This is a genomic window from Enterobacter asburiae, from assembly GCF_001521715.1.
Lineage (GTDB): Bacteria > Pseudomonadota > Gammaproteobacteria > Enterobacterales > Enterobacteriaceae > Enterobacter > Enterobacter asburiae.
In genome coordinates this window covers 1,245,299-1,265,663 of the sequence record NZ_CP011863.1, presented here as the reverse complement: position 1 = coordinate 1,265,663, position 20,365 = coordinate 1,245,299, and the positions used below count along the sequence as shown (strand labels likewise).

The 20,365-nt window shown below is 56.8% G+C and carries 17 protein-coding genes; 12 read left to right on the top strand and 5 right to left on the bottom strand.

Going from position 1 to position 20,365, the window contains the following annotated elements; translation table 11 throughout:
- Positions 1–178 precede the first annotated feature (178 nt).
- Positions 179–1,180, top strand: a complete 1,002-nt coding sequence (gap, locus tag ACJ69_RS06380; protein ID WP_054830120.1) for a type I glyceraldehyde-3-phosphate dehydrogenase — start codon at positions 179–181, stop codon at positions 1,178–1,180.
- Positions 1,181–1,233: 53 nt separating this feature from the next.
- Here gap and ACJ69_RS06375 read toward each other — a convergent pair whose 3' ends face one another.
- Positions 1,234–2,028, bottom strand: coding sequence for a YdcF family protein (locus ACJ69_RS06375; protein WP_047647822.1), 795 nt, complete (start codon positions 2,026–2,028; stop codon positions 1,234–1,236).
- 388 nt (positions 2,029–2,416) lie between these two features.
- Between ACJ69_RS06375 and ACJ69_RS06370 the strand changes: the two genes are divergently transcribed.
- The 5 genes from ACJ69_RS06370 to ACJ69_RS06350 all read left to right on the top strand — a co-directional run bounded on the left by ACJ69_RS06370 (position 2,417) and on the right by ACJ69_RS06350 (position 8,763).
- Positions 2,417–3,736, top strand: a complete 1,320-nt coding sequence (locus tag ACJ69_RS06370) for an MFS transporter (RefSeq protein ID WP_059347814.1) — start codon at positions 2,417–2,419, stop codon at positions 3,734–3,736.
- Positions 3,737–3,894: 158 nt separating this feature from the next.
- The gene (locus tag ACJ69_RS06365) at positions 3,895–5,547 is read left to right on the top strand and encodes an MFS transporter (protein WP_047647823.1); all 1,653 of its coding nucleotides are present in this window, start codon (positions 3,895–3,897) and stop codon (positions 5,545–5,547) included.
- Between the two features lie 22 nt (positions 5,548–5,569).
- Complete coding sequence (locus tag ACJ69_RS06360) at positions 5,570–6,652, top strand: HlyD family secretion protein (protein WP_059346700.1); 1,083 nt, start codon at positions 5,570–5,572, stop codon at positions 6,650–6,652.
- Positions 6,649–8,028 carry an efflux transporter outer membrane subunit gene (locus ACJ69_RS06355; protein ID WP_059346699.1) on the top strand — a complete coding sequence of 460 codons (1,380 nt, stop codon included), beginning with the start codon at positions 6,649–6,651 and terminating at the stop codon, positions 8,026–8,028. The genes ACJ69_RS06360 and ACJ69_RS06355 overlap by 4 nt, the downstream gene beginning before the upstream one ends.
- A 75-nt stretch (positions 8,029–8,103) precedes the next feature.
- Positions 8,104–8,763 carry an O-methyltransferase gene (locus tag ACJ69_RS06350; RefSeq protein ID WP_054830121.1) on the top strand — a complete coding sequence of 220 codons (660 nt, stop codon included), beginning with the start codon at positions 8,104–8,106 and terminating at the stop codon, positions 8,761–8,763.
- Positions 8,764–8,833: 70 nt separating this feature from the next.
- Here the strand turns inward: ACJ69_RS06350 and hrpA are convergent, their stop codons facing one another.
- Positions 8,834–12,736, bottom strand: a complete 3,903-nt coding sequence (gene hrpA, locus ACJ69_RS06345; protein WP_059346698.1) for an ATP-dependent RNA helicase HrpA — start codon at positions 12,734–12,736, stop codon at positions 8,834–8,836.
- 205 nt (positions 12,737–12,941) lie between these two features.
- Between hrpA and azoR the strand changes: the two genes are divergently transcribed.
- Positions 12,942–13,547 (top strand): FMN-dependent NADH-azoreductase, encoded by a 606-nt coding sequence (azoR, locus tag ACJ69_RS06340; protein WP_008502313.1) that lies wholly within the window; start codon positions 12,942–12,944, stop codon positions 13,545–13,547.
- A gap of 89 nt (positions 13,548–13,636) precedes the next feature.
- Positions 13,637–14,323: an RluA family pseudouridine synthase gene (locus tag ACJ69_RS06335; RefSeq protein WP_059346697.1), complete on the top strand. Its 687-nt coding sequence runs from the start codon at positions 13,637–13,639 to the stop codon at positions 14,321–14,323.
- A 7-nt stretch (positions 14,324–14,330) separates the two neighbouring features.
- On the opposite strand, the gene ACJ69_RS06330 is transcribed toward ACJ69_RS06335, so the two are convergent.
- Both ACJ69_RS06330 and ACJ69_RS06325 read right to left on the bottom strand, forming a co-directional pair.
- Positions 14,331–14,870, bottom strand: coding sequence for a DUF2058 domain-containing protein (locus ACJ69_RS06330; RefSeq protein WP_047647828.1), 540 nt, complete (start codon positions 14,868–14,870; stop codon positions 14,331–14,333).
- A gap of 270 nt (positions 14,871–15,140) precedes the next feature.
- Positions 15,141–16,121, bottom strand: coding sequence for an IS5-like element IS5 family transposase (locus ACJ69_RS06325; RefSeq protein ID WP_000019402.1), 981 nt, complete (start codon positions 16,119–16,121; stop codon positions 15,141–15,143).
- A gap of 53 nt (positions 16,122–16,174) precedes the next feature.
- On the opposite strand from ACJ69_RS06325, the gene ACJ69_RS06320 reads away from it, so the two are divergent.
- The 3 genes from ACJ69_RS06320 (at position 16,175) to ACJ69_RS06310 (ending at position 18,894) form a co-directional block, all read left to right on the top strand.
- Complete coding sequence (locus ACJ69_RS06320; RefSeq protein WP_407027163.1) at positions 16,175–16,654, top strand: YrhA family protein; 480 nt, start codon at positions 16,175–16,177, stop codon at positions 16,652–16,654.
- A gap of 213 nt (positions 16,655–16,867) precedes the next feature.
- Positions 16,868–17,842: a DUF1852 domain-containing protein gene (locus tag ACJ69_RS06315; RefSeq protein WP_054830314.1), complete on the top strand. Its 975-nt coding sequence runs from the start codon at positions 16,868–16,870 to the stop codon at positions 17,840–17,842.
- Positions 17,843–17,865: 23 nt separating this feature from the next.
- A complete protein-coding gene (locus ACJ69_RS06310; RefSeq protein WP_047647832.1) occupies positions 17,866–18,894 on the top strand; it encodes a methionine synthase in 1,029 nt (342 codons plus the stop codon).
- Positions 18,895–18,899: 5 nt separating this feature from the next.
- On the opposite strand, the gene ACJ69_RS06305 is transcribed toward ACJ69_RS06310, so the two are convergent.
- A complete protein-coding gene (locus ACJ69_RS06305; RefSeq protein WP_054830315.1) occupies positions 18,900–19,832 on the bottom strand; it encodes a LysR family transcriptional regulator in 933 nt (310 codons plus the stop codon).
- Positions 19,833–19,927: 95 nt separating this feature from the next.
- Between ACJ69_RS06305 and ACJ69_RS06300 the strand changes: the two genes are divergently transcribed.
- Positions 19,928–20,362: a DMT family transporter gene (locus ACJ69_RS06300; RefSeq protein WP_029740568.1), complete on the top strand. Its 435-nt coding sequence runs from the start codon at positions 19,928–19,930 to the stop codon at positions 20,360–20,362.
- Positions 20,363–20,365 lie beyond the last annotated feature (3 nt).

The window sequence follows — 20,365 nt, the reverse complement described above, 5'->3', positions numbered from 1 at the left end:
ATTAAAAACAGTTACCGCGCCAACATAATCCCCTTTCCTTAAAAATTCATTAACTTTTCTGTATGGTTTTTCAAATACTTCCTCCCGCATGAAGCATCTTCAATTGCCGCCCTGCCCGTGATGGTCTAAGCCTGGATGAGTTCAAACTGTCGCATCGACACGTTTACAGGAGAACACCATGAGTAAAATTGGCATTAACGGCTTTGGACGCATTGGGCGCCTTGTACTGCGTCGCCTTCTTGAAACCCAGGACAGCAATACCGTCGTCGCCATCAACGACCTCACCTCACCGAAAGTGCTGGCCTACCTGCTCAGGCATGATTCCAACTACGGTGGCTTCCCGTGGAGCGTCGATTTCACCGAGGATGCGCTGATTGTTGATGGCAAAACCATTGCGGTGTACGCCGAAAAAGAGGCGAAGCACATTCCGTGGAAAGCCGCAGGCGTAGATATCGTCGTGGAGTGCACCGGCTTTTATACCTCTGAAGAGAAATCACGGGCGCACCTGGACGCCGGCGCGAAGAAAGTGCTGATCTCCGCGCCTGCGGGTGAGATGAAAACCATCGTCTACAGCGTGAATGACGACACCATTGACGCCAGTGACACCATTATTTCCGTCGCATCCTGCACCACCAACTGCCTCGCCCCGCTGGCGAAAGCCCTGAACGATGCGTTTGAAATAAAAGTGGGCACCATGACCACCATTCATGCCTATACCGGTACGCAAGCGCTGGTGGATGGTCCGCGCGGGAAAGACCTTCGCGCCTCGCGAGCGGCGGCAGAGAATATTATTCCCCACACCACCGGTGCCGCAAAGGCCATCGGTCTGGTGATCCCGGCGCTCAGCGGCAAGCTCAAGGGTCACGCGCAGCGCGTGCCGGTAAAAACGGGTTCGGTCACCGAGCTAGTGGCGATTCTCGGCAAGAAAGTCACCGTCGAGGAGATCAACGCCGCGCTGAAAAAGGCGACGCAAGGCAATAAATCGTTCGGGTATACCGACGAAGAGATTGTCTCGTCCGATGTGATTGGCTCGCATTACGGTTCGGTGTTTGACGCCACGCAGACGGAGGTGTCAGAAGCGGGGGAGCTGCAGCTGATGAAAGCGGTAGCGTGGTATGACAACGAGTACGGTTTCGTGACGCAGCTGGTGCGGACGCTGGATAAGTTTGCGGCGCTGTGATTTCCCCCTCACCCTAACCCTCTCCCCAATGGGGCGAGGGAATGGTTCCGTGCTTAGATTATCTTACGCGCCCCCTTCAGAACCGGGTCCTGCTGCAGCTGTTTCCACGCGGCAATCACCCCCTCAGGAAAGTCAACGTGCGTGATAAAATCCCGCCCGGCCGGGCCATAGCCGTTAACGTCATCATACAAACGCGGCAGCTCCCCCAGAACCAGTGACAGATAGCGGTCAACGGGCCAGAGTCCGCTATTGACCTCGCTAAACTCCACGCCCTCTTTGCCGTTGTGCAGCGCTGGCGTAAACCCGGGATGGCTAATCCAGTGCGGTGACGCGGGTTCATCCCGACAAACGCGGGCAAACGTCGCCATCGTTCGGCGCTGCATCGTCGGGTCCTGCACCACCAACACCCGCCCGGTTGCGCGCTGATGCTGTTTCAGCATATTCCAGCTAAAACGCGCGTTCTCACCGCAGTTGGTAGATTGATCCTCAATCCACAGGCGCGTCTCGGGGATCTGCCAGAACTCCCGCGCAATGTCGGCAAGAATGCTCGCTTCGGCCCGCCCTTCGACCTGTAAGGTGTGATAACGCGGATGACTGCCGATAGCTGAATATAAAAACGCGGTTGAATGGCCAATACCGCCGCTAATCAGGAGCGGGATGTCTCTCTGCGCTGCAATACGGCAGGCCGCCTCAATGGTCGGGATCACCGCGTTCCCTGCCAGGATGACCGCATCGACGTCCGGGGGCTGGCGGCTGCCGCTCAGGTCATCCTGCGCCAGCCATTCACCGACAGTATTGATGGCCGCCAGCGTGGCATCCGGCAGGATGGGAAAATGGGGCTGAACCATGGTGAACTCCTCCTTTATGTCTCTTCAGGGTAGCGGCTTCTTACCGATAACGCAGAGACGGACTCTGAAACCAGACGTTGTTTTATCGCCCAAATTGTCATTTTCTGAAATAACCAGAAATATCCAAAAACAATCGGGTTGCACCTGCATATTATGCTTTTGGTTTTCCATCATACAAAACATCATGTTGCACATACTCTCTGCAAAAGCACCCAACGCTGCTTATTTCACCGTGATCTGACCAGTTTCATCCCCCATGAGCTTGCCAAATACAACATCCAACCCTAAGTTGCTTAACAATTTTACAACCTTTTTCATCATCACAGGTTGCACCTGAAGCGCGCCAGGTGACACCTCATACATCATCAACGTGGCGGGGTTTCAGGTCATGACAGAACATGAAAGTACGACGACGGTATTACGAAAAAATAAGAAGGTATTAATCGCCAGCCTTACCGGGAGCGCCATTGAATGGTTTGACTATTTTCTCTACGGCACGGCGGCCGCGCTGGTCTTCAATAAGATCTTTTTCCCGATGGTCGATCCGGTTATCGGGCTCATCCTCTCATATCTCTCTTTCTCATTAACCTTTTTTATTCGTCCCATTGGCGGGGTACTTTTCGCTCATATTGGCGACCGCATCGGACGTAAAAAAACTCTCGTTCTTACCCTCTCCTTGATGGGAGGTGCAACCGTCATGATCGGTCTGCTGCCCACGTATGAAATGATTGGCCTGTGGGCGCCCGCTCTGCTGATCCTGATGCGTATCATTCAGGGGATGGGCATTGGCGGTGAATGGGGCGGCGCGCTGCTGCTGGCCTACGAATACGCGCCCGAAAAACGTAAAGGCTTCTTCGGCAGTATTCCGCAGGCGGGCGTCACCATCGGCATGCTGATGGCGACCTTTATCGTCTCACTGATGACCCTGTTCAGCGAGGAGGATTTCCTCTCCTGGGGCTGGCGCATCCCGTTCCTGCTGAGTTCGGTTCTGGTGTTGCTCGGCCTGTGGATCCGTAAGGACATCGACGAGACCCCTGATTTCAAGAAGGTAAAACAATCGGGCCAGGTGGCGAAAGCGCCTTTGCGCGATACCCTGAAACACCACTGGCGCGAAGTATTGATTGCCGCCGGTCTGAAGGTGGTAGAAACCGCACCGTTCTACATCTTCTCGACGTTTGTCGTGAGCTATGCCACCACGACGCTGACGTATCAAAAGTCTCAGGCGCTGGAAGCCGTGACGCTGGGAGCCCTGGTGGCCACGGTTATGATCCCGTTAATGGGGCTACTCTCGGATAAAATTGGCCGCCAACGCATGTATGCCGCGAGCGTCATCATCCTGGGTTTGTTTATCGTGCCGTGGTTTATGCTGCTCAATACCGGTACAACCTGGGGCATTGTGCTCGCGACGGTCATCGCCTTTGGCGTGCTGTGGGCACCGGTAACGGCGGTACTCGGCACGCTGTGCTCTGAAATTTTTAGTGCAAACGTACGCTACACCGGCATTACGCTCGGTTATCAGCTGGGTGCCGCGCTGGCAGGCGGTACCGCGCCGCTGATTGCCACCGGACTGCTGGCAAAATATGACGGCGACTGGGTTCCGGTGGCCTGGTATCTTGCCGTCACGGTAGCCATTTCTCTAATCGCGATTTTCTGCGCCAGCCGCGTTAAGCGAGCGTCACTCCTGCAGGCACAGCCCGAACATCTCTGATCGTTGTCGGCCCGACTTTCGGGCCGCTCTTTTTCCTTAAACTTCCCTTCTACATTTGATTAACATGCGTAAATCATATTCACTTGAATTATCATTTGCGGCAGACGTAGAATCGCTAGCCCGCTAATTATTCAATTATTTCTAAGGTAAACGACGTTATGCGCCTGCCCGAACGCGACCCTTATGCTCCTCGCGAGTGGCAGCCACATGAGAAACCCGCCCTGCTGGGTTCGCCTTCCACACCCGAGCACACTACGCCAAAACGCATTGCCTACGGCGTCGTTGGCCTGCTGGTGTGCCTGACGGGGGCGCTGGGAAATGCGGTGGTGACCGCCAACCTGCAAAATCTGCAGGGGACCTTCGGGGCCTGGTCGACCGAAATCGCCTGGCTGCCCGCGGTCTACGTCATGACCAACATCTCTATCAACCTGCTGCTGGTCAAGTTCCGCCAGCAGTACGGTCTGCGCGCCTTCACGGAAGGTTTTCTGGTGCTGTACGTGCTGGTGACCTTTTTCCACCTGTTCGTTAACGATCTCAGCTCGGCGCTGATGGTGCGCGCCGCGCACGGGATGGTGGCCGCCGCGCTCAGCTCGCTGGGGATTTACTATCAGATCCAGGCCTGGCCTGCGAAACACCGCCTGAAGGCGCTCACCATCGGGATTACCGGGTCCTCGCTCGCTATCCCTCTGGCCCGCCTGTTTTCGACCGAACTGCTGCAGCTGGACGAGTGGCGCGGGCTCTATTTCTTCGAGCTCGGGCTGGCGCTGATCTCTCTGGCCTGCGTGATAGCCTTAAAGCTGCCGCCGGGCGATCGGCGCAAGGTCTTTGAGAAGAAAGACTTCATCACCTTCTTTTTAATGGCCCCCGGAATGGCCCTGCTCTGCGCCGTGCTCTCGTTGGGCCGCCTTGACTGGTGGTTCGAGGCGCCGTGGATCGGCTGGTCGCTGGCGCTATCGCTGGTGCTGATTGTGGCCGCCATCGTCTTTGAACATAACCGCGCCAACCCGCTGCTGAACACCCGCTGGCTGTCGAGCGGCAGCATCGTCCGTCTGGGGCTCATCATGCTGCTGATCCGCATCGTGCTGGCAGAGCAAAACACCGGCGTCATCGGCTGGCTGCAGTACGTGGGGTTACAGAATGAGCAGATGACCCACCTGGCGTGGTCCATTTTCGCCGGGATCGTCTGCGGGATCGTCACCAGCTGTCTGACCATCAAGCCGACGAAACTTGCGTGGCCAATCATCACCTCTCTGGCGCTGATGATTGTTGCCTCGCTGCTGGACAGCCAGTCCAACAACCTGACCCGGCCGGATCAGCTGATGCTAAGCCAGTTTCTGCTGGGTTTCGGCAGCGCCTTCTTCCTGGCACCCGCCATGCTGGCCGCCATTGGCGGGGTGATTGCAGATCCGCGTAACCTGGTCAGCTTCTCGGTGATGTTCGGCATGAGTCAGAACCTCGGCGGCCTGCTGGGCTCCGCGATCCTCGGAACCTTCCAGACCTGGCGCGAGAAGTACCACTCCAGCCTGCTGGCGGACCAGCTCACCACGCTCAATCCGCTGGTCAACGAGCGTATCCAGATTTATACCCAGATGTACCGAAGCCTGATTGGCGACAGTTCGCTGCTGGGGACGCAGGCGATAACGCAGCTGCAAACGGTCACCACGCTTGAGGCGAATATTCTGGCCTACAACGATACTTATCTGCTGACGGCGAGCATCGCTGCCGCCACGCTGGTCTGGATTTTATGGCGCTTGCTGCGCCTGCGCATCACTGCCCGTATGGCGCTTAAGAACGCCACCGGCAATAAATAATTGAAATAGTTCTGGAGAGTTTATGAGTCAGCAGGATGCCGCTAAAGAGCAGGCCAACACCCGCAAAAATGTGCGCATTGTTTCCGTTTTCACCGCCGCCGCCATCGGTATTGTCGGCGTGCTGGTGATCCTTTATGCGTGGCAGCTGCCGCCGTTCACCCGCCACGCGCAGTTTACCGACAACGCCTACGTGCGCGGTCAGACGACGTTCATCAGTCCCCAGGTGAATGGCTATATCACCGAGGTGAAGGTTCAGGACTTTGTACGGGTTAAAAAAGGCGACCTGCTGCTGCAGATTGATGACCGTATCTATCGTCAGCGCGTGCATCAGGCCGAGGCGCAGCTGGCGATGAAAATTGCCGCGCTCAATAACAACCTGCAGCAGCGTAAAAGCGCCGAAGCGACGATCGCCAAAAACGACGCGGCGCTGAAAAATGCCCGCGCCCAGAGCCTGAAAACCCAGGCGGATTTAAAGCGGGTGAAGGATTTGACGGCTGACGGATCGCTTTCCATTCGCGAGCGCGACGCGGCGCTGGCCAGCGCGGCCCAGGGCAGCGCCGATATCGAGCAGGCCAAAGCCTCGCTTGAGATGTCGCGTCAGGATCTGCAGACGGTAATTGTGAACCGCGGCGCGCTGGAGGCGGATGTCGAAAATGCGAAAGCGGCGCTGGAGCTGGCGCAAATTGACCTGCAAAACACCCGAATTACCGCCCCGCGCGACGGCCAGCTCGGCCAGATTGCCGTGCGTCTCGGGGCGTATGTAACCGCAGGGACCCATCTCACCACCCTCGTCCCGCCTCAGCACTGGGTCATTGCCAATATTAAAGAGACCCAGCTCGCGGAGCTGCGCGTTGGTCAGCCTGTCAAATTCACCGTCGATGCGCTAAACAACAAAGCGTATCAGGGCCGCGTGGAGAGCATTTCGCCGGCAACCGGGGTTGAATTCAGCGCCATCACGCCGGACAACGCCACCGGCAATTTTGTCAAAATCGCCCAGCGTATTCCGGTGCGCATCGAGGTCCTCGGCAAGCCTGAGGAGTCCGCCCTGCTGCGTCCTGGCATGTCGGTGCAGGTGACCATTGATACGCGGGAGGGCAAACAATGACCCTTCACCCGATAGCCGGTCTGGTGCTGGCGGTAATGCTCGCCGGATGCCAGTCCGTCGACGTAAAACCGGCGCAGCCGACGCTGCACATCCCCACCCAGTGGCGTGCTGACGCCGGCCCTGCCAGCCCGGCAGAGCAGCTCTGGTGGCGCAATTTTCATGACAACAGCCTCAACCGCTACGTGGATCGGGCGTTAAAGAACAACAGCGACGTGCTGATCGCCCGCGAACGAATTAACGAGTATCAGGCGCGGGTATTTGCGGCCGACGGCAGCCTGTTTCCGTCGCTTGACGCGGGCGTAACGGGGACGCGCGCCCGTTCGCAATCTGCCGCGACCGGGCTGCCGGTCTACGGCACGCTGTACAGAGGTAGCCTGACGGCGAGCTATGACGTGGATATCTGGGGCGTCAACCGCAGCACGGCCAATGCCGCTGAAGCCTCGCTGGAGGCGCAAAAAGCCGCCGCCGCCGCCGCGGATTTGACCGTCGCGTCTTCCGTTGCGTCCGGGTATGTCACCCTGCTCTCGCTTGACGAACAGCTGCGCGTGACCGAATCCACGCTGAAATCACGCGAAGAGGCATTTAAGCTCGCGAAACGTCAGTTTGAGACGGGCTACAGCTCGCGTCTGGAGCTGATGCAGTCGGATTCCGAACTCCGCTCAACGCGGGCGCAGGTTCCCGTGCTGCAGCATCAGATTGCACAGCAGGAGAACGCCCTGAGCCTGCTGCTGGGAAGCAATCCCGGCGCGGTAGCGCGCAGCGAAAGCTTTGAGGCGCTGACGCCGCTGACGCTGCCGTCACAGCTGCCTTCTACGCTCCTGAACCGTCGACCGGATATCGTTCAGGCCGAACGACAGCTGGTTGCGGCAGACGCCTCGCTTGCCGCGTCGCGCGCCAGCCTGCTGCCGTCGATCAACCTGACCGCGACAGGATCGATACAGGATCGCACCCTGTCCGGCCTGCTGGACAACCCGCTTCAGCTCTGGAGCGTCGGGGGCAGTATTCTTGCCCCGCTGCTGAACCGCCAGGCGCTGAATGCGCAGGTGGATATTTCCCAGTCCCAGCGTAACCAGGCGCTGTACGCCTATGAAAAAACCGTGCGTAACGCGTTTGCCGAAGTGAACAACAGCCTTGATGCTATTACGCACTATCAGGAACAGCTGACGGAGCTGCTTGCCCAGCAGGAGGTGGCGCAGGAGACGCTGCGCATTGCGCAGAACCGCAATCGCAACGGCTACTCCTCCTATCTGGACGTGCTGGACGCGCAGCGCACGCTGTACTCGGTGCAGACCAGCGTGGTGCAGGTGAAAAATAATCTGCTGCTGGCGCAGATCGATTTGTACAGGGCGCTGGGCGGCGGCTGGAAGAATGCATGAACCGCCTTGCGCGCTGATGCCCTCCCCCCGCCCCTCTCCCACAGGGAGAGGGAGAAAAATCCAAGGAGTCAATCTATGCAACAACAATGGTCTGCAGTAGATAATTACATGATTTCTTCGCTTATCCCTGACGATGACGTGCTGAGTCAGGTACTGGAAAACAACAAGCGCGCCGGGCTACCCGAACACGATGTTGCGGCCAATCAGGGTCAACTGCTGGCGCTGTTCGTGCGCATGACCCAGGCAAGACGCATTCTTGAGATCGGGACGCTGGGTGCCTATAGCTCAATCTGGATGGCGCGCGCCCTGCCGCCGGACGGAAAGCTGGTTACGCTCGAGGCTGACCCGACGCATGCCGATGTTGCCCGCCAGAATATTCATCTCGCGGGGCTGAACGATCGCATTGAACTGATTGAAGGCCCGGCGCTGAATTCACTCGAAAATCTAGGTGACGTTACGCCGTTTGACCTGATCTTTATTGATGCCGATAAGCCAAACAATCCCGGCTATCTGGAGTGGGCGCTTCACTACTCCCGCCCGGGTACGGTGATTATCGGCGATAACGTGGTGCGCGATGGCGAAGTGGTTAACGGGCAAAGCGACGACGCGCGCGTGCTGGGCGTGCGCCGTTTTATCGAGATGATTGGGGATAACCCGCGCTTAACCGCCACCGCGCTGCAAACGGTGGGGGTTAAGGGATGGGATGGGTTTACGCTGGCAATGGTGAACGGGTGAAAATTGTGCGGCCTGATGCCCTCACCCCGACCCTCTCCCACAGGGAGAGGGAGAAAACCGGGCAAGGGTTTTAACCGGAGATCTGCTCCATCGCCTGCAGAATACGTTTATCCGAAATCGGATACGGCGTACCGAGCTGCTGGGCAAAGAAGCTGACGCGCAGCTCCTCGATCATCCAGCGGATCGCCTGCACGTCTTCATCGTCGCGGCGCGCCGGCGGCAGCTTGTTAAGCCACTGCTGCCACGCCTGCTGCACGCTTTCCACTTTCAGCATCTGCGCGCGATCGCGGTGCGGGTCGATAGCCATTTTTTCCAGACGTTTTTCAATCGCCTGCAGATAGCGCAGCGTATCGCCCAGGCGCTTAAAGCCGTTGCCGGTGACAAAGCCGCGATAGACCAGCCCCGCCATCTGCGCCTTCACGTCCGAGAGCCCCAGCGCCATCGTCATATCCACGCGCCCCTTCAGGCGCTTGTTGATATTGAACACGGCGGTGAGGATCTGCTCGACCTGTTTGGCAATCTCCACCACGGTGTCGTTCAGCTCCGCGCGCACCTTTTCATGAAGCTGAGCAAAGCCCTCTTCCGTCCAGACCGGACCGCCCGCCTCGTGGATCAGCTTGTCCACGCCGCAGGAGATGCAGTCGTCAATCAGATCCAGCACCTTGCCGTACGGGTTAAAGTACAGCCCGAGCTTGGCTTTGTTCGGCAGCTTCTCGTGCAGATACTTAATCGGCGACGGGATGTTCAGCAGCAGCAGGCGACGCAGCCCGCGCCACATCATCTGCTGCTGTTCCAGCGGGTTATCGAACAGTTTGATCGCCACGCTGTCGCGCTCGTCCACCAGCGCAGGCCAGGCTTTGACCTTATAGTTACCGCGTTTCTGTTCGTAGCTTTCCGGAAGCTGACCAAAGCTCCAGATATGCAGCCCGCTCTGCTCGATACCGTCGTCCGCCACCGCAGAAAGCGTCTCCTGAACTTTCCCTTTCAGCGACTCTTTCAGCTCGCTCAGCGAACGTCCTTCCAGCAGCTTTTTGTTTTTATCATCCACCACGCGGAAGCTGATTTTCAGGTGATCGGGCACCTGATCCCAGTTCCAGTCCTCGCGGTCGATGGTGGTGCCGGTCATGCGGCGGAACTCACGCTCCAGCGCGTCCAGCAGCGGCAGTTCCAGCGGCGTGACGCGGCCTAAAAAGGCTTCCGCATAGTTTGGCGCAGGCACAAAGTTGCGGCGCACCGGTTTCGGCAGGGATTTGATCAGCGCAATCACCAGCTCTCGGCGCAGGCCGGGGATTTGCCACTCAAACCCGCCCTCATCGACCTGGTTTAACAGCGGCAGCGGAATATGAACGGTCACGCCGTCCGCGTCGGCACCCGGTTCAAACTGATAGGTCAGACGCAGCTTGAGGTTGCCCTGATGCCAGAAGTTCGGGTAGTCGAGTTTGCTGACCGACTCCGCCCCCTCTTTAATCAGCATGCTCTTTTCGAAGTTGAGCAGGTCAGGCGTCTCTTTGCTGGCTTTCTTCCACCAGCTGTCAAAATGGCGAGCGGAAATAACCTCGTGGCTGATACGCTGGTCGTAAAACTCAAACAGCGCCTCGTCGTCCACCAGAATGTCGCGGCGGCGGGACTTGTGCTCAAGCTCTTCCACTTCCGCGCGCAGCTTCAGGTTTTCGCGGAAGAAGGCATGGCGCGTCTGCCAGTCACCCTCTACCAGCGCGTGACGGATAAACAGCTCGCGGCTGAGCGCCGGATCAATCTGGCTGTAGTTGACCTTACGCGCGGCGACCACCGGCAGGCCGTAAACGGTCACTTTCTCGGTCGCCATTACCGCGCCCTGCGCGCGCTCCCAGTGCGGTTCGCTGTACGAGCGTTTCAGCAGGTGCTGAGCCACCGGCTCGACCCATTCCGGATCGATACGCGCGGCAATGCGTCCCCACAGGCGGCTGGTTTCCACCAGCTCCGCGACCATGGTCCATTTCGGCGGCTTCCTGAACAGGCCGGAACCCGGGAAGATGGAGAAACGGGCGTTGCGCGCGCCGGTATACTCCTGCTTTTCGGCATCCTTCATCCCAATGTGGGACAGCAGGCCGGTCAGCAGCGCGATATGAATCTCGCGGTACTCCGCCGGCTCGCTGTTGACCGGAATGCCCAGCTCTTTCACCACCTGGCGCAGCTGGGTGTAGATATCCTGCCACTCGCGCACGCGCAGGTAGTTGAGGAAATCCACGCGGCACTGGCGGCGGAACTGGTTCGAGGAGAGCGCTTTCTGCTGCTCGCCGAGATAGTTCCACAGGTTTACGAAGGCGAGGAAGTCGGACTCTTTGTCGTGGAAGCGACGGTGCTTTTCGTCAGACGCCTGCTGCTTGTCCATCGGACGCTCGCGCGGGTCCTGAATGGAGAGCGCCGAGGTAATGATCATCGCCTCGCGCACGCAGCCGTGCTTTTGCGCTTCCAGCACCATACGGGCCAGGCGCGGATCCACCGGCAGCTGGCTGAGCTGGCGGCCCAGCGGCGTCAGCTTGTAAACCGTCGCCTGCTCGTCGGTGGTAATGGCGCCGAGCTCTTCCAGCAGACGCACGCCGTCCTGAATGTTGCGTTTGTCCGGCGCTTCGACGAACGGGAACGCCGCGATGTCGCCCAGCCCCAGCGCGGTCATCTGCAGGATAACGGACGCCAGGTTGGTACGCAGAATTTCCGGGTCGGTAAATTCCGGACGCGACAGGAAATCATCTTCGGAATAAAGACGAATACAGATCCCTTCCGACACGCGGCCGCAGCGGCCTTTACGCTGGTTGGCGGAAGCCTGAGAGACCGGCTCAATCGGCAGCCGCTGAACCTTCGTGCGGTAGCTGTAGCGGCTGATGCGCGCCGTGCCCGGGTCGATAACGTATTTAATCCCCGGCACGGTCAGCGAGGTTTCCGCCACGTTGGTCGCCAGAACGATACGTCGCCCGCCGTGCGGCTGGAATACGCGGTTCTGCTCGCTGTTTGACAGGCGCGCGTAAAGCGGCAGGATCTCCGTGTGGCGCAGGTCGCGCTTGCTGAGCGCATCGGCGGTGTCGCGGATTTCGCGCTCGCCGCTCATGAAGATCAGGATGTCGCCCGCGCTTTCGTTGCCCAGCTCGTCAACGGCGTCGAAGATAGCCTGCAGCTGGTCGCGCTCGGTATCATCCGCCTCTTCCACAATCGGGCGATAGCGCACTTCAACTGGATACGTGCGTCCTGACACCTCGATAATCGGCGCATTGTTGAAATGCTTTGAGAAGCGCTCAGGGTCGATGGTCGCGGAGGTGATGATGATTTTCAGATCCGGACGACGCGGCAGCAGCTCTTTCAGGTAGCCGAGCAGGAAGTCAATGTTCAGGCTGCGCTCGTGCGCTTCGTCAATGATGATGGTGTCGTACTGCATCAGCAGGCGATCCTGCTGGATTTCCGCCAGCAGAATACCATCGGTCATCAGCTTGACCATGGTGTTATCGCTAACGTGGTCGCTGAATCGCACCTTGTAACCGATGCAGCCGCCCGGCTCCGTCTGCAGCTCTTCGGCAATACGGTTCGCCACGGTGCGCGCCGCCAGTCGACGCGGCTGGGTGTGGCCAATCAGCCCTTTTAGCCCGCGTCCCAGCTCCATACAGATTTTCGGCAGCTGGGTGGTTTTCCCCGAGCCGGTTTCCCCCGCGACAATCACCACCTGGTGGTCGCGAACGGCCTCAAGGATGTCCTGTTTTTTCTGGCTGACGGGCAGGTTTTCCGGGTAGGTAATTGCCGGACGCGCGGCTTCGCGCAGCACAACTTTCCCTGCCGCCTGTTCAATCTCTTTCGCCATCTCCTGGTAAATGGCCTGTTGTGCATCAGGATTTTTAACCTTCTTCACGCCGTGCAGACGGCGGGCAAAGCGCTGTTTATCGCGCAGCATCAGAGAATCAAGCTGTTGCAGGAGCATCGGGAAGGTTAATTTTTGTTGTTCTGTCATAGCGTTAAAAGGCAGTACACGCCCTGATAAACTCTCTTTTTAATGATTGCTATAGAGTACCACATTGACGTCTTTCGCGCCTTATTCAAAAAATTCGAACATAGGCTTCGATATATTGCGCTATCTCTGTGGCAGGATTGTGAATAGAGTGTCAACAGGCAACGGGGCATCCCCCTTCAATCAAATGCAACAACAGGAATCACCCATGAGCAAAGTATTAGTTTTGAAATCCAGTATTCTGGCAGGGTACTCTCAGTCTGGTCAGCTGTCTGATTACTTCGTTGAACAGTGGCGTGAACAGCATTCCGCTGACGAAATCACCGTGCGTGACCTGGCTGCAAACCCAATTCCTGTGCTGGACGGCGAGCTGGTTGGCGCGCTGCGCCCAAGCGATGCACCACTGTCTCCACGTCAGCAGGAAGCGCTGGCCCTGTCCGACGAGCTGATTGCTGAGCTGCAGGCGCACGACGTTATTGTCATCAACGCCCCAATGTACAACTTCAACATCCCTACCCAGCTGAAGAACTACTTCGACCTGGTGGCGCGCGCTGGCGTAACCTTCCGCTACACCGAGAACGGCCCTGAAGGTCTGGTGAAAGGTAAACGTGCGATCGTACTGACCAGCCGTGGCGGTATCCATAAAGACACCCCAACCGACCTGGTTGCGCCGTACCTGAGCCTGTTCCTGGGCTTCATCGGCATCACTGACGTGAACTTCGTGTTCGCTGAAGGTATCGCTTACGGTCCGGAAGTGGCGACCAAAGCGCAGACCGATGCGAAAGCCGCCATCGACAGCCTGGTAGCAGCCTAAGATTTTGCCCTCTCACCGCCTGGTGGGAGGGTTTTTCTTTTCCCCGCATTTCGTTATCATCCGCTCCCACTCTCCAGCCGGGCGGCCTGATGTCTGCGATTATTGATTCTTTTATTGCTCCACCGTGTCACGACGACATTCAGATCCTCTGGCAGGATGAACATCTGCTGCTGATCGATAAGCCTTCCGGTCTGCTCAGCCTCTCGGGCAAAAATCCGCAAAACCTTGATTCCGTCCATTATCGTCTGGTCCAGACGTTCCCCGGCTGCACGCTGGTACACCGTCTGGATTTTGGCACGTCCGGGCTGATGGTGGTTGCGCGCAATAAGGCCATCAACGCGGCGCTGTGCCAGCAGTTCAGCCAGCGCAGCGTGGAGAAAGCCTACAGCGCCCTGCTTTGTGGCCATGTGGAAAACGACGAGGGAATAATAGACGCGCCGATTGCCAAAGACCCGGCGCTGTTCCCGCTGATGTCGATCTGCGCCCTCAACGGAAAACCCGCCCGCTCCCGCTATCGGGTGGTGGAACGGTTTTATCAGAGTACGGGACTGCCGTTAACGCGGGTGATACTGATACCGGAGACCGGGCGAACCCATCAGCTGCGTATTCACTGCCAGCAGCTGGGGCACCCGATTCTGGGCTGCGATCTGTATGGCGGTCTTGAAGCGCCGGGGGCGGAAGACGCGCCCCGGCTGATGCTGCATGCCAGCGAGTTGAATTTTATTCATCCCGTGAGCGGAGAGCCGGTTAACGCCCGTCACGCCGCCCCGTTCTGAATGCGTTTTACCACATCAAATCGTCAGGGATTTTGAAGTCCGCGTACGGATCGTCTTCGTCCTGCTCTTCCTGGCTGAGCGCGCTGTTTAACACGATGCTGTCGGCATCGCGCTGGGCAATTTTATCGGCCACCACCGCCGGAATAATCGCGTATTCGCAGTCGCCGCTGGCGTTGATGACCAGACGAGCAATCGCCAGACGGCCGTTGATCAGCTGAGCCTGGGTTTGCTTGTCGACCTCGATTTTTTTGATCAGATTGCCGTCGGTGAAGTTAAAGGTGATGTTGCCTCTCGTCACGGTGATGCGGTTCATCTCAATCAACTGCTTCACCTGCGCTTTAAACTCTTTTGCCAGCACGGCCTGCTTCTGCTGCTCGCTCAGCTGCTTGTCGCGCTCGATCTGCGCTTTCTTGTTCTCTTCTACCGCTTCCCGAGCCTCGCGCGCCTGAACGCGTGATTTCTTCGCCGTGCGCTGCACTTTCGCCGCTTTTTTGCTGCTGACTAAGCCCGCTTTCAGCATCTGCTCTTGTAAGGTGAGTTTTGTCATGATTGTTTCTAAACCGGTTGGAAATTTTGGGGATTATAGCGGGAATTGCGGAGCGTGTGCCAGAGAAGTAGGTATGGCGTTTTGTTGCCTGAGCCTTGTTTATTGTTTATTCAGTGTTTACTAAGGAAGGTGCGAATAAGCGGGGAAATTCTTCTCGGCTGACTCAGTCATTTCATTTCTTCATGTTTGAGCCGATTTTTTCTCCCGTAAATGCCTTGAATCAGCCTATTTAGACCGTTTCTTCGCCATTTAAGGTGTTATCCCCAGTTTTTAGTGAGATCTCTCCCACTGACGTATCATTTGGTCCGCCCGAAACAGGTTGGCCAGCGTGAATAACATCGCCAGTTGGTTATCGTTTTTCAGCAACCCCTTGTATCTGGCTTTCACGAAGCCGAACTGTCGCTTGATGATGCGAAATGGGTGCTCCACCTTGGCCCGGATGCTGGCTTTCATGTATTCGATGTTGATGGCCGTTTTGTTCTTGCGTGGATGCTGTTTCAAGGTTCTTACCTTGCCGGGGCGCTCGGCGATCAGCCAGTCCACATCCACCTCGGCCAGCTCCTCGCGCTGTGGCGCCCCTTGGTAGCCGGCATCGGCTGAGACAAATTGCTCCTCTCCATGCAGCAGATTACCCAGCTGATTGAGGTCATGCTCGTTGGCCGCGGTGGTGACTAGGCTGTGGGTCAGGCCACTCTTGGCATCGACACCAATGTGGGCCTTCATGCCAAAGTGCCACTGATTGCCTTTCTTGGTCTGATGCATCTCCGGATCGCGTTGCTGCTCTTTGTTCTTGGTCGAGCTGGGTGCCTCAATGATGGTGGCATCGACCAAGGTGCCTTGAGTCATCATGACGCCTGCTTCGGCCAGCCAGCGATTGATGGTCTTGAACAATTGGCGGGCCAGTTGATGCTGCTCCAGCAGGTGGCGGAAATTCATGATGGTGGTGCGGTCCGGCAAGGCGCTATCCAGGGATAACCGGGCAAACAGACGCATGGAGGCGATTTCGTACAGAGCATCTTCCATCGCGCCATCGCTCAGGTTGTACCAATGCTGCATGCAGTGAATGCGTAGCATGGTTTCCAGCGGATAAGGTCGCCGGCCATTACCAGCCTTGGGGTAAAACGGCTCGATGACTTCCACCATGTTTTGCCATGGCAGAATCTGCTCCATGCGGGACAAGAAAATCTCTTTTCTGGTCTGACGGCGCTTACTGCTGAATTCACTGTCGGCGAAGGTAAGTTGATGACTCATGATGAACCCTGTTCCATGGCTCCAGATGACAAACATGATCTCATATCAGGGACTTGTTCGCACCTTCCCTGGTTGACAATAATTTCCCGGTAGCCAACCCAGTAGATCCTGACGTAATGGCAGACTTGATGCACAAAGCCGCCCCTGCTGTATGGGATGCTCAGAAGAGAAGAGTTTACGACGATATCCAACACCTGATCATTAACCGGCTGGACTACTCTGGTATGTTCGAAATCATGGATGGACTTGAGTATAACGGTTTGACGCTGTACAGCCTGGTGCAGGCGGAGAACGGTGAACCCGTATGGTCGAATATCTACATTCGTAACTTTGAAATACGTGACAACGAAAGCTATGTTGATCCGAACCTTACTGACAAGGTACTCATCGGTGAAGATGGTATGTCCGTGTTTGCCTACAACTTCACAGATGACTGTTTCGAGATCCGTGATAAAGCATCGACGGATTATGCCATTGAAACACATGTTAACTTCAGCGAATTGTTGTCCGCGCTGATTGATACGGTGAACTGAAATCCGCAACATCAATTGCTGGTTGTATTTGCAACCAGCCTCTCTCTTCCCAAACCTACCTGAACAATCACGAAGCAGATAACCATCGCAGTCCGTTCATGAACTTCCCTCATGTTGCATTGAAATTAAGTCACTTCCCCTGCGCCGCGGGCTCAGGCATAAATTATGCATCGGCAACTTCTTAGCAACATGAACTTAGGACGCATAACCACAATGAGCAAAGCTTTCACATATACCCTTAAGCGCAGTTGCTTCGATGAGAATTACAACCCGTCAGAAAATACGCGTACGACCACCAACTTTGCCAACCTGGCGCGCGGGGAAAAGCGTCAGGAAAACCTGCGCAATACGCTGGTGATGATCAACAACCGCTTTAACGCCTTAGCGCGCTGGGATAACCCCAACGCCGATCGCTACGCGGTTGAGCTTGAAATCATCTCTGTCGATTTGAACATTGGCGCGGAAAAACCGTTCCCGGCCATTGAGATATTACAAACCACTATTGTCGACAAAAAAAATAACCTGCGTATCCCTGGCATCGTCGGAAATAACTTCTCTTCTTACGTGCGGGATTATGATTTCAGCGTGCGCCTGCTGGAACACAACAAGAACGAGCAGCACTTCAGCATTCCGGAAAAGTTTGGCGAACTGCACGGCAATATTTTCCGCCACTTTGTCAATTCGCCGGAATACAAAGAGAACTTCAGCAAGGGTCCGGTGATCTGCCTGAGCGTCTCCAGCAAAGACACCTACCGCCGCACCGGCAACCAGCATCCTGTGCTGGGCATTGAGTATCAGCCGGATGGCGAGTCGCTGACGGAACAGTACTTCGCGAAGATGGGCCTGCAGGTTCGCTATTTCATGCCGGAAAACAGCGTGGCGCCTTTCGCGTTCTTCTTTACCGGGGATTTGCTGAGTGATTACACCGATCTGGAGCTGATTGCCACCATCAGCACGATGGAGACGTTCCAGAAAATCTATCGCCCGGAAATTTATAACGCAAACTCGGCGGCGGGACTGTACTACCGACCGGATCTGAACCAGCAGGATCATTCATTAACCAAAATTGTTTATGACCGGGAAGAGCGTAGCCGACTGGCAATTGAACAGGGTCGCTTTACCGAAGCGTACTTTATTAAGCCTTACCAACACATTCTTGAGCAGTGGTCTGATAACTACACGCTTTAATTCATCAAAAAAGGTCTTTTATTATGAAAACATTGCTCCCGACTTCTACGGCTGGCAGCCTGCCTAAGCCGACCTGGCTTGCACAACCTGAAACGCTGTGGTCACCCTGGAAATTACAGGATCAGGAACTGCTGGCGGGTAAACAGGACGCGCTGCGCCTGTCTCTGGATGAGCAGATCCGCGCGGGTATCGATATCGTCAGCGACGGAGAACAGACTCGCCAGCACTTCGTCACAACCTTTATTGAACACCTGAGCGGTGTGGATTTTGAAAATCGCCAGACGGTGCGCATTCGTAACCGCTACGACGCCAGCGTGCCGACCGTGGTTTCAGCCGTTGCGCGTCAGAAACCGGTATTCGTGGACGATGCGAAGTACCTGCGCCAGCTCACGGACAAGCCGATCAAATGGGCCCTGCCCGGGCCGATGACCATGATCGACACCCTTTACGACGCGCACTATAAAAGCCGCGAAAAGCTGGCCTGGGAATTCGCCAAAATCCTCAATCAGGAGGCGCGTGAGTTAGAGGCCGCAGGCGTGGATATTATCCAGTTTGATGAACCGGCATTTAACGTCTTTTTTGACGAGGTGAACGACTGGGGTATCGCCGCGCTGGAACGCGCCATTGAAGGGCTGAAGTGCGAAACCGCGGTACACATCTGCTACGGCTACGGCATCAAAGCCAATACCGACTGGAAAAAGACGCTCGGCTCAGAGTGGCGCCAGTACGAAGAGGCCTTCCCTAAGCTGCAAACCTCTAATATCGACATCATCTCCCTGGAGTGCCACAACTCCCGCGTGCCGATGGATCTGCTGGAGCTGATCCGCGGTAAAAAGGTGATGGTCGGCGCGATTGATGTGGCAACCAACGCCGTTGAAACGCCCGAGGAAGTCGCCGATACGCTGCGTAAAGCGCTGCGGTTCGTCGATGCCGACAAGCTTTACCCGTCAACCAACTGCGGCATGGCCCCGCTTTCACGCCAGGTGGCTAACGGCAAGCTGAAAGCGCTTAGCGCCGGCGCAGAGATTATCCGCAAGGAGCTCGGCGCGTAATTGCCTTACGTTTGCCAGTAGAGCGGCTTGCCGAAAAACACCACGTAATAATCAATCACCGCCCTGACGTTCAGGGGCGGATGACGTGCGTTAGGATAGATCGCCGCAATATTGAGTTGCTCCATGTTGATGGCGCACGTCATATCCGGCATAAGGGCGATCAGCTCGCCCCGCAGCAGCCTGTCGCCAATCAGCCAGTCCGGAAACAGGACGATCCCCATCCCACCCAGCGCGGCAATGAGCAGCGACTCCGCATTATTGGACGTCATCAGCGGCGCGACGGGATAATGCACCCAATTCTCCCCTTTGCGACGCACGAGCCAGCGGTTAGGCCCGGACGAACCGCGATAGACCAGACATTTGTGCTGGCTCAGTTCGGTCGGGTCGGCCGGGACGCCGTGTTGACGCAGATACGCGGGCGACGCGGCGAGGTGGTAGCGCTGCTGCCCAAAAACACGGGCGTGGAACGTCGAATCCGTCAGCGTGCCGATGCGGAAAATGAGATCGGCGGCATCCCGGTGCGGGTCGATAAAGTCATCGGTCAGCGTCAGCTCTATGGTTAACCGTGGATAACGCTCGGCCAGACCTGCCAGTCCGGGCGCAACGTGCCTCTGTCCAAAAAATACCGGCCCGTTTATGCGGACCGTGCCGGAGGGTTCGGTCGAGCGTTCATCCAGCTCCCGCCGCGCCTCTTCGAAGTTATCGACCATCGCCCGGGCATAGCGGATAAACAGATGCCCGCTTTCCGTGGGGATCACCGCCCGGGTATTGCGATAGAACAGCTGCTGGCCGAGCGCGTCCTCAAGCTGATGAACAATGCGCGACACCTGCGAGGCGGATATTCCCTCTCGTCGCGCGACGACGGAAAAGTTCTGCGTTTCATAGACGGCAATAAACAGCAGCAGTGAGCGAAGGTTCATGCTTCCGGCATCTGACATTAATGCATTTCCTGCAAAGGTGTTTCCTGCATTATGGCATTTTTCTCACGGGTCTACCGACGTAATCTTCTTCGCCTGAAAACGGAGGAAGCGTAATGCAGTTTGTTTTGATTTTACTGGTGATTGCCGGCGGGATGGGCCTTTCCGTCGAGGCTGGGCTGCTGGGGCCATTAGGGGGAGAAGTGGGCGATTTATGGGCGACGTTCAGCATTTTTGGCGTCGGCGCCGCGCTGACGTTTCTGCTGATGCTGTTTTTCAGCCCGCGCAGCAGCCCGTCGTTTTTCGCCCAGCCCGGCTGGCAGCTGCTCGGCGGCGTGCTTGGCCCTGTTTACGTGGTCATTCTGACGATTGCCACGCCGACCATCGGCATCGCTCTGACGATGATTGGCATTCTGGCTGGTCAGGTTTTTAAAAGCCTGATCATTGACCACTTTGGCCTGCTGGGTACGCCGCACAGGAAGATAAACGCAAAACGTATCGTGGCGCTGGTTTTTATTATTGCGGCACTGATTCTGGTCGCACAGGGGTGATTA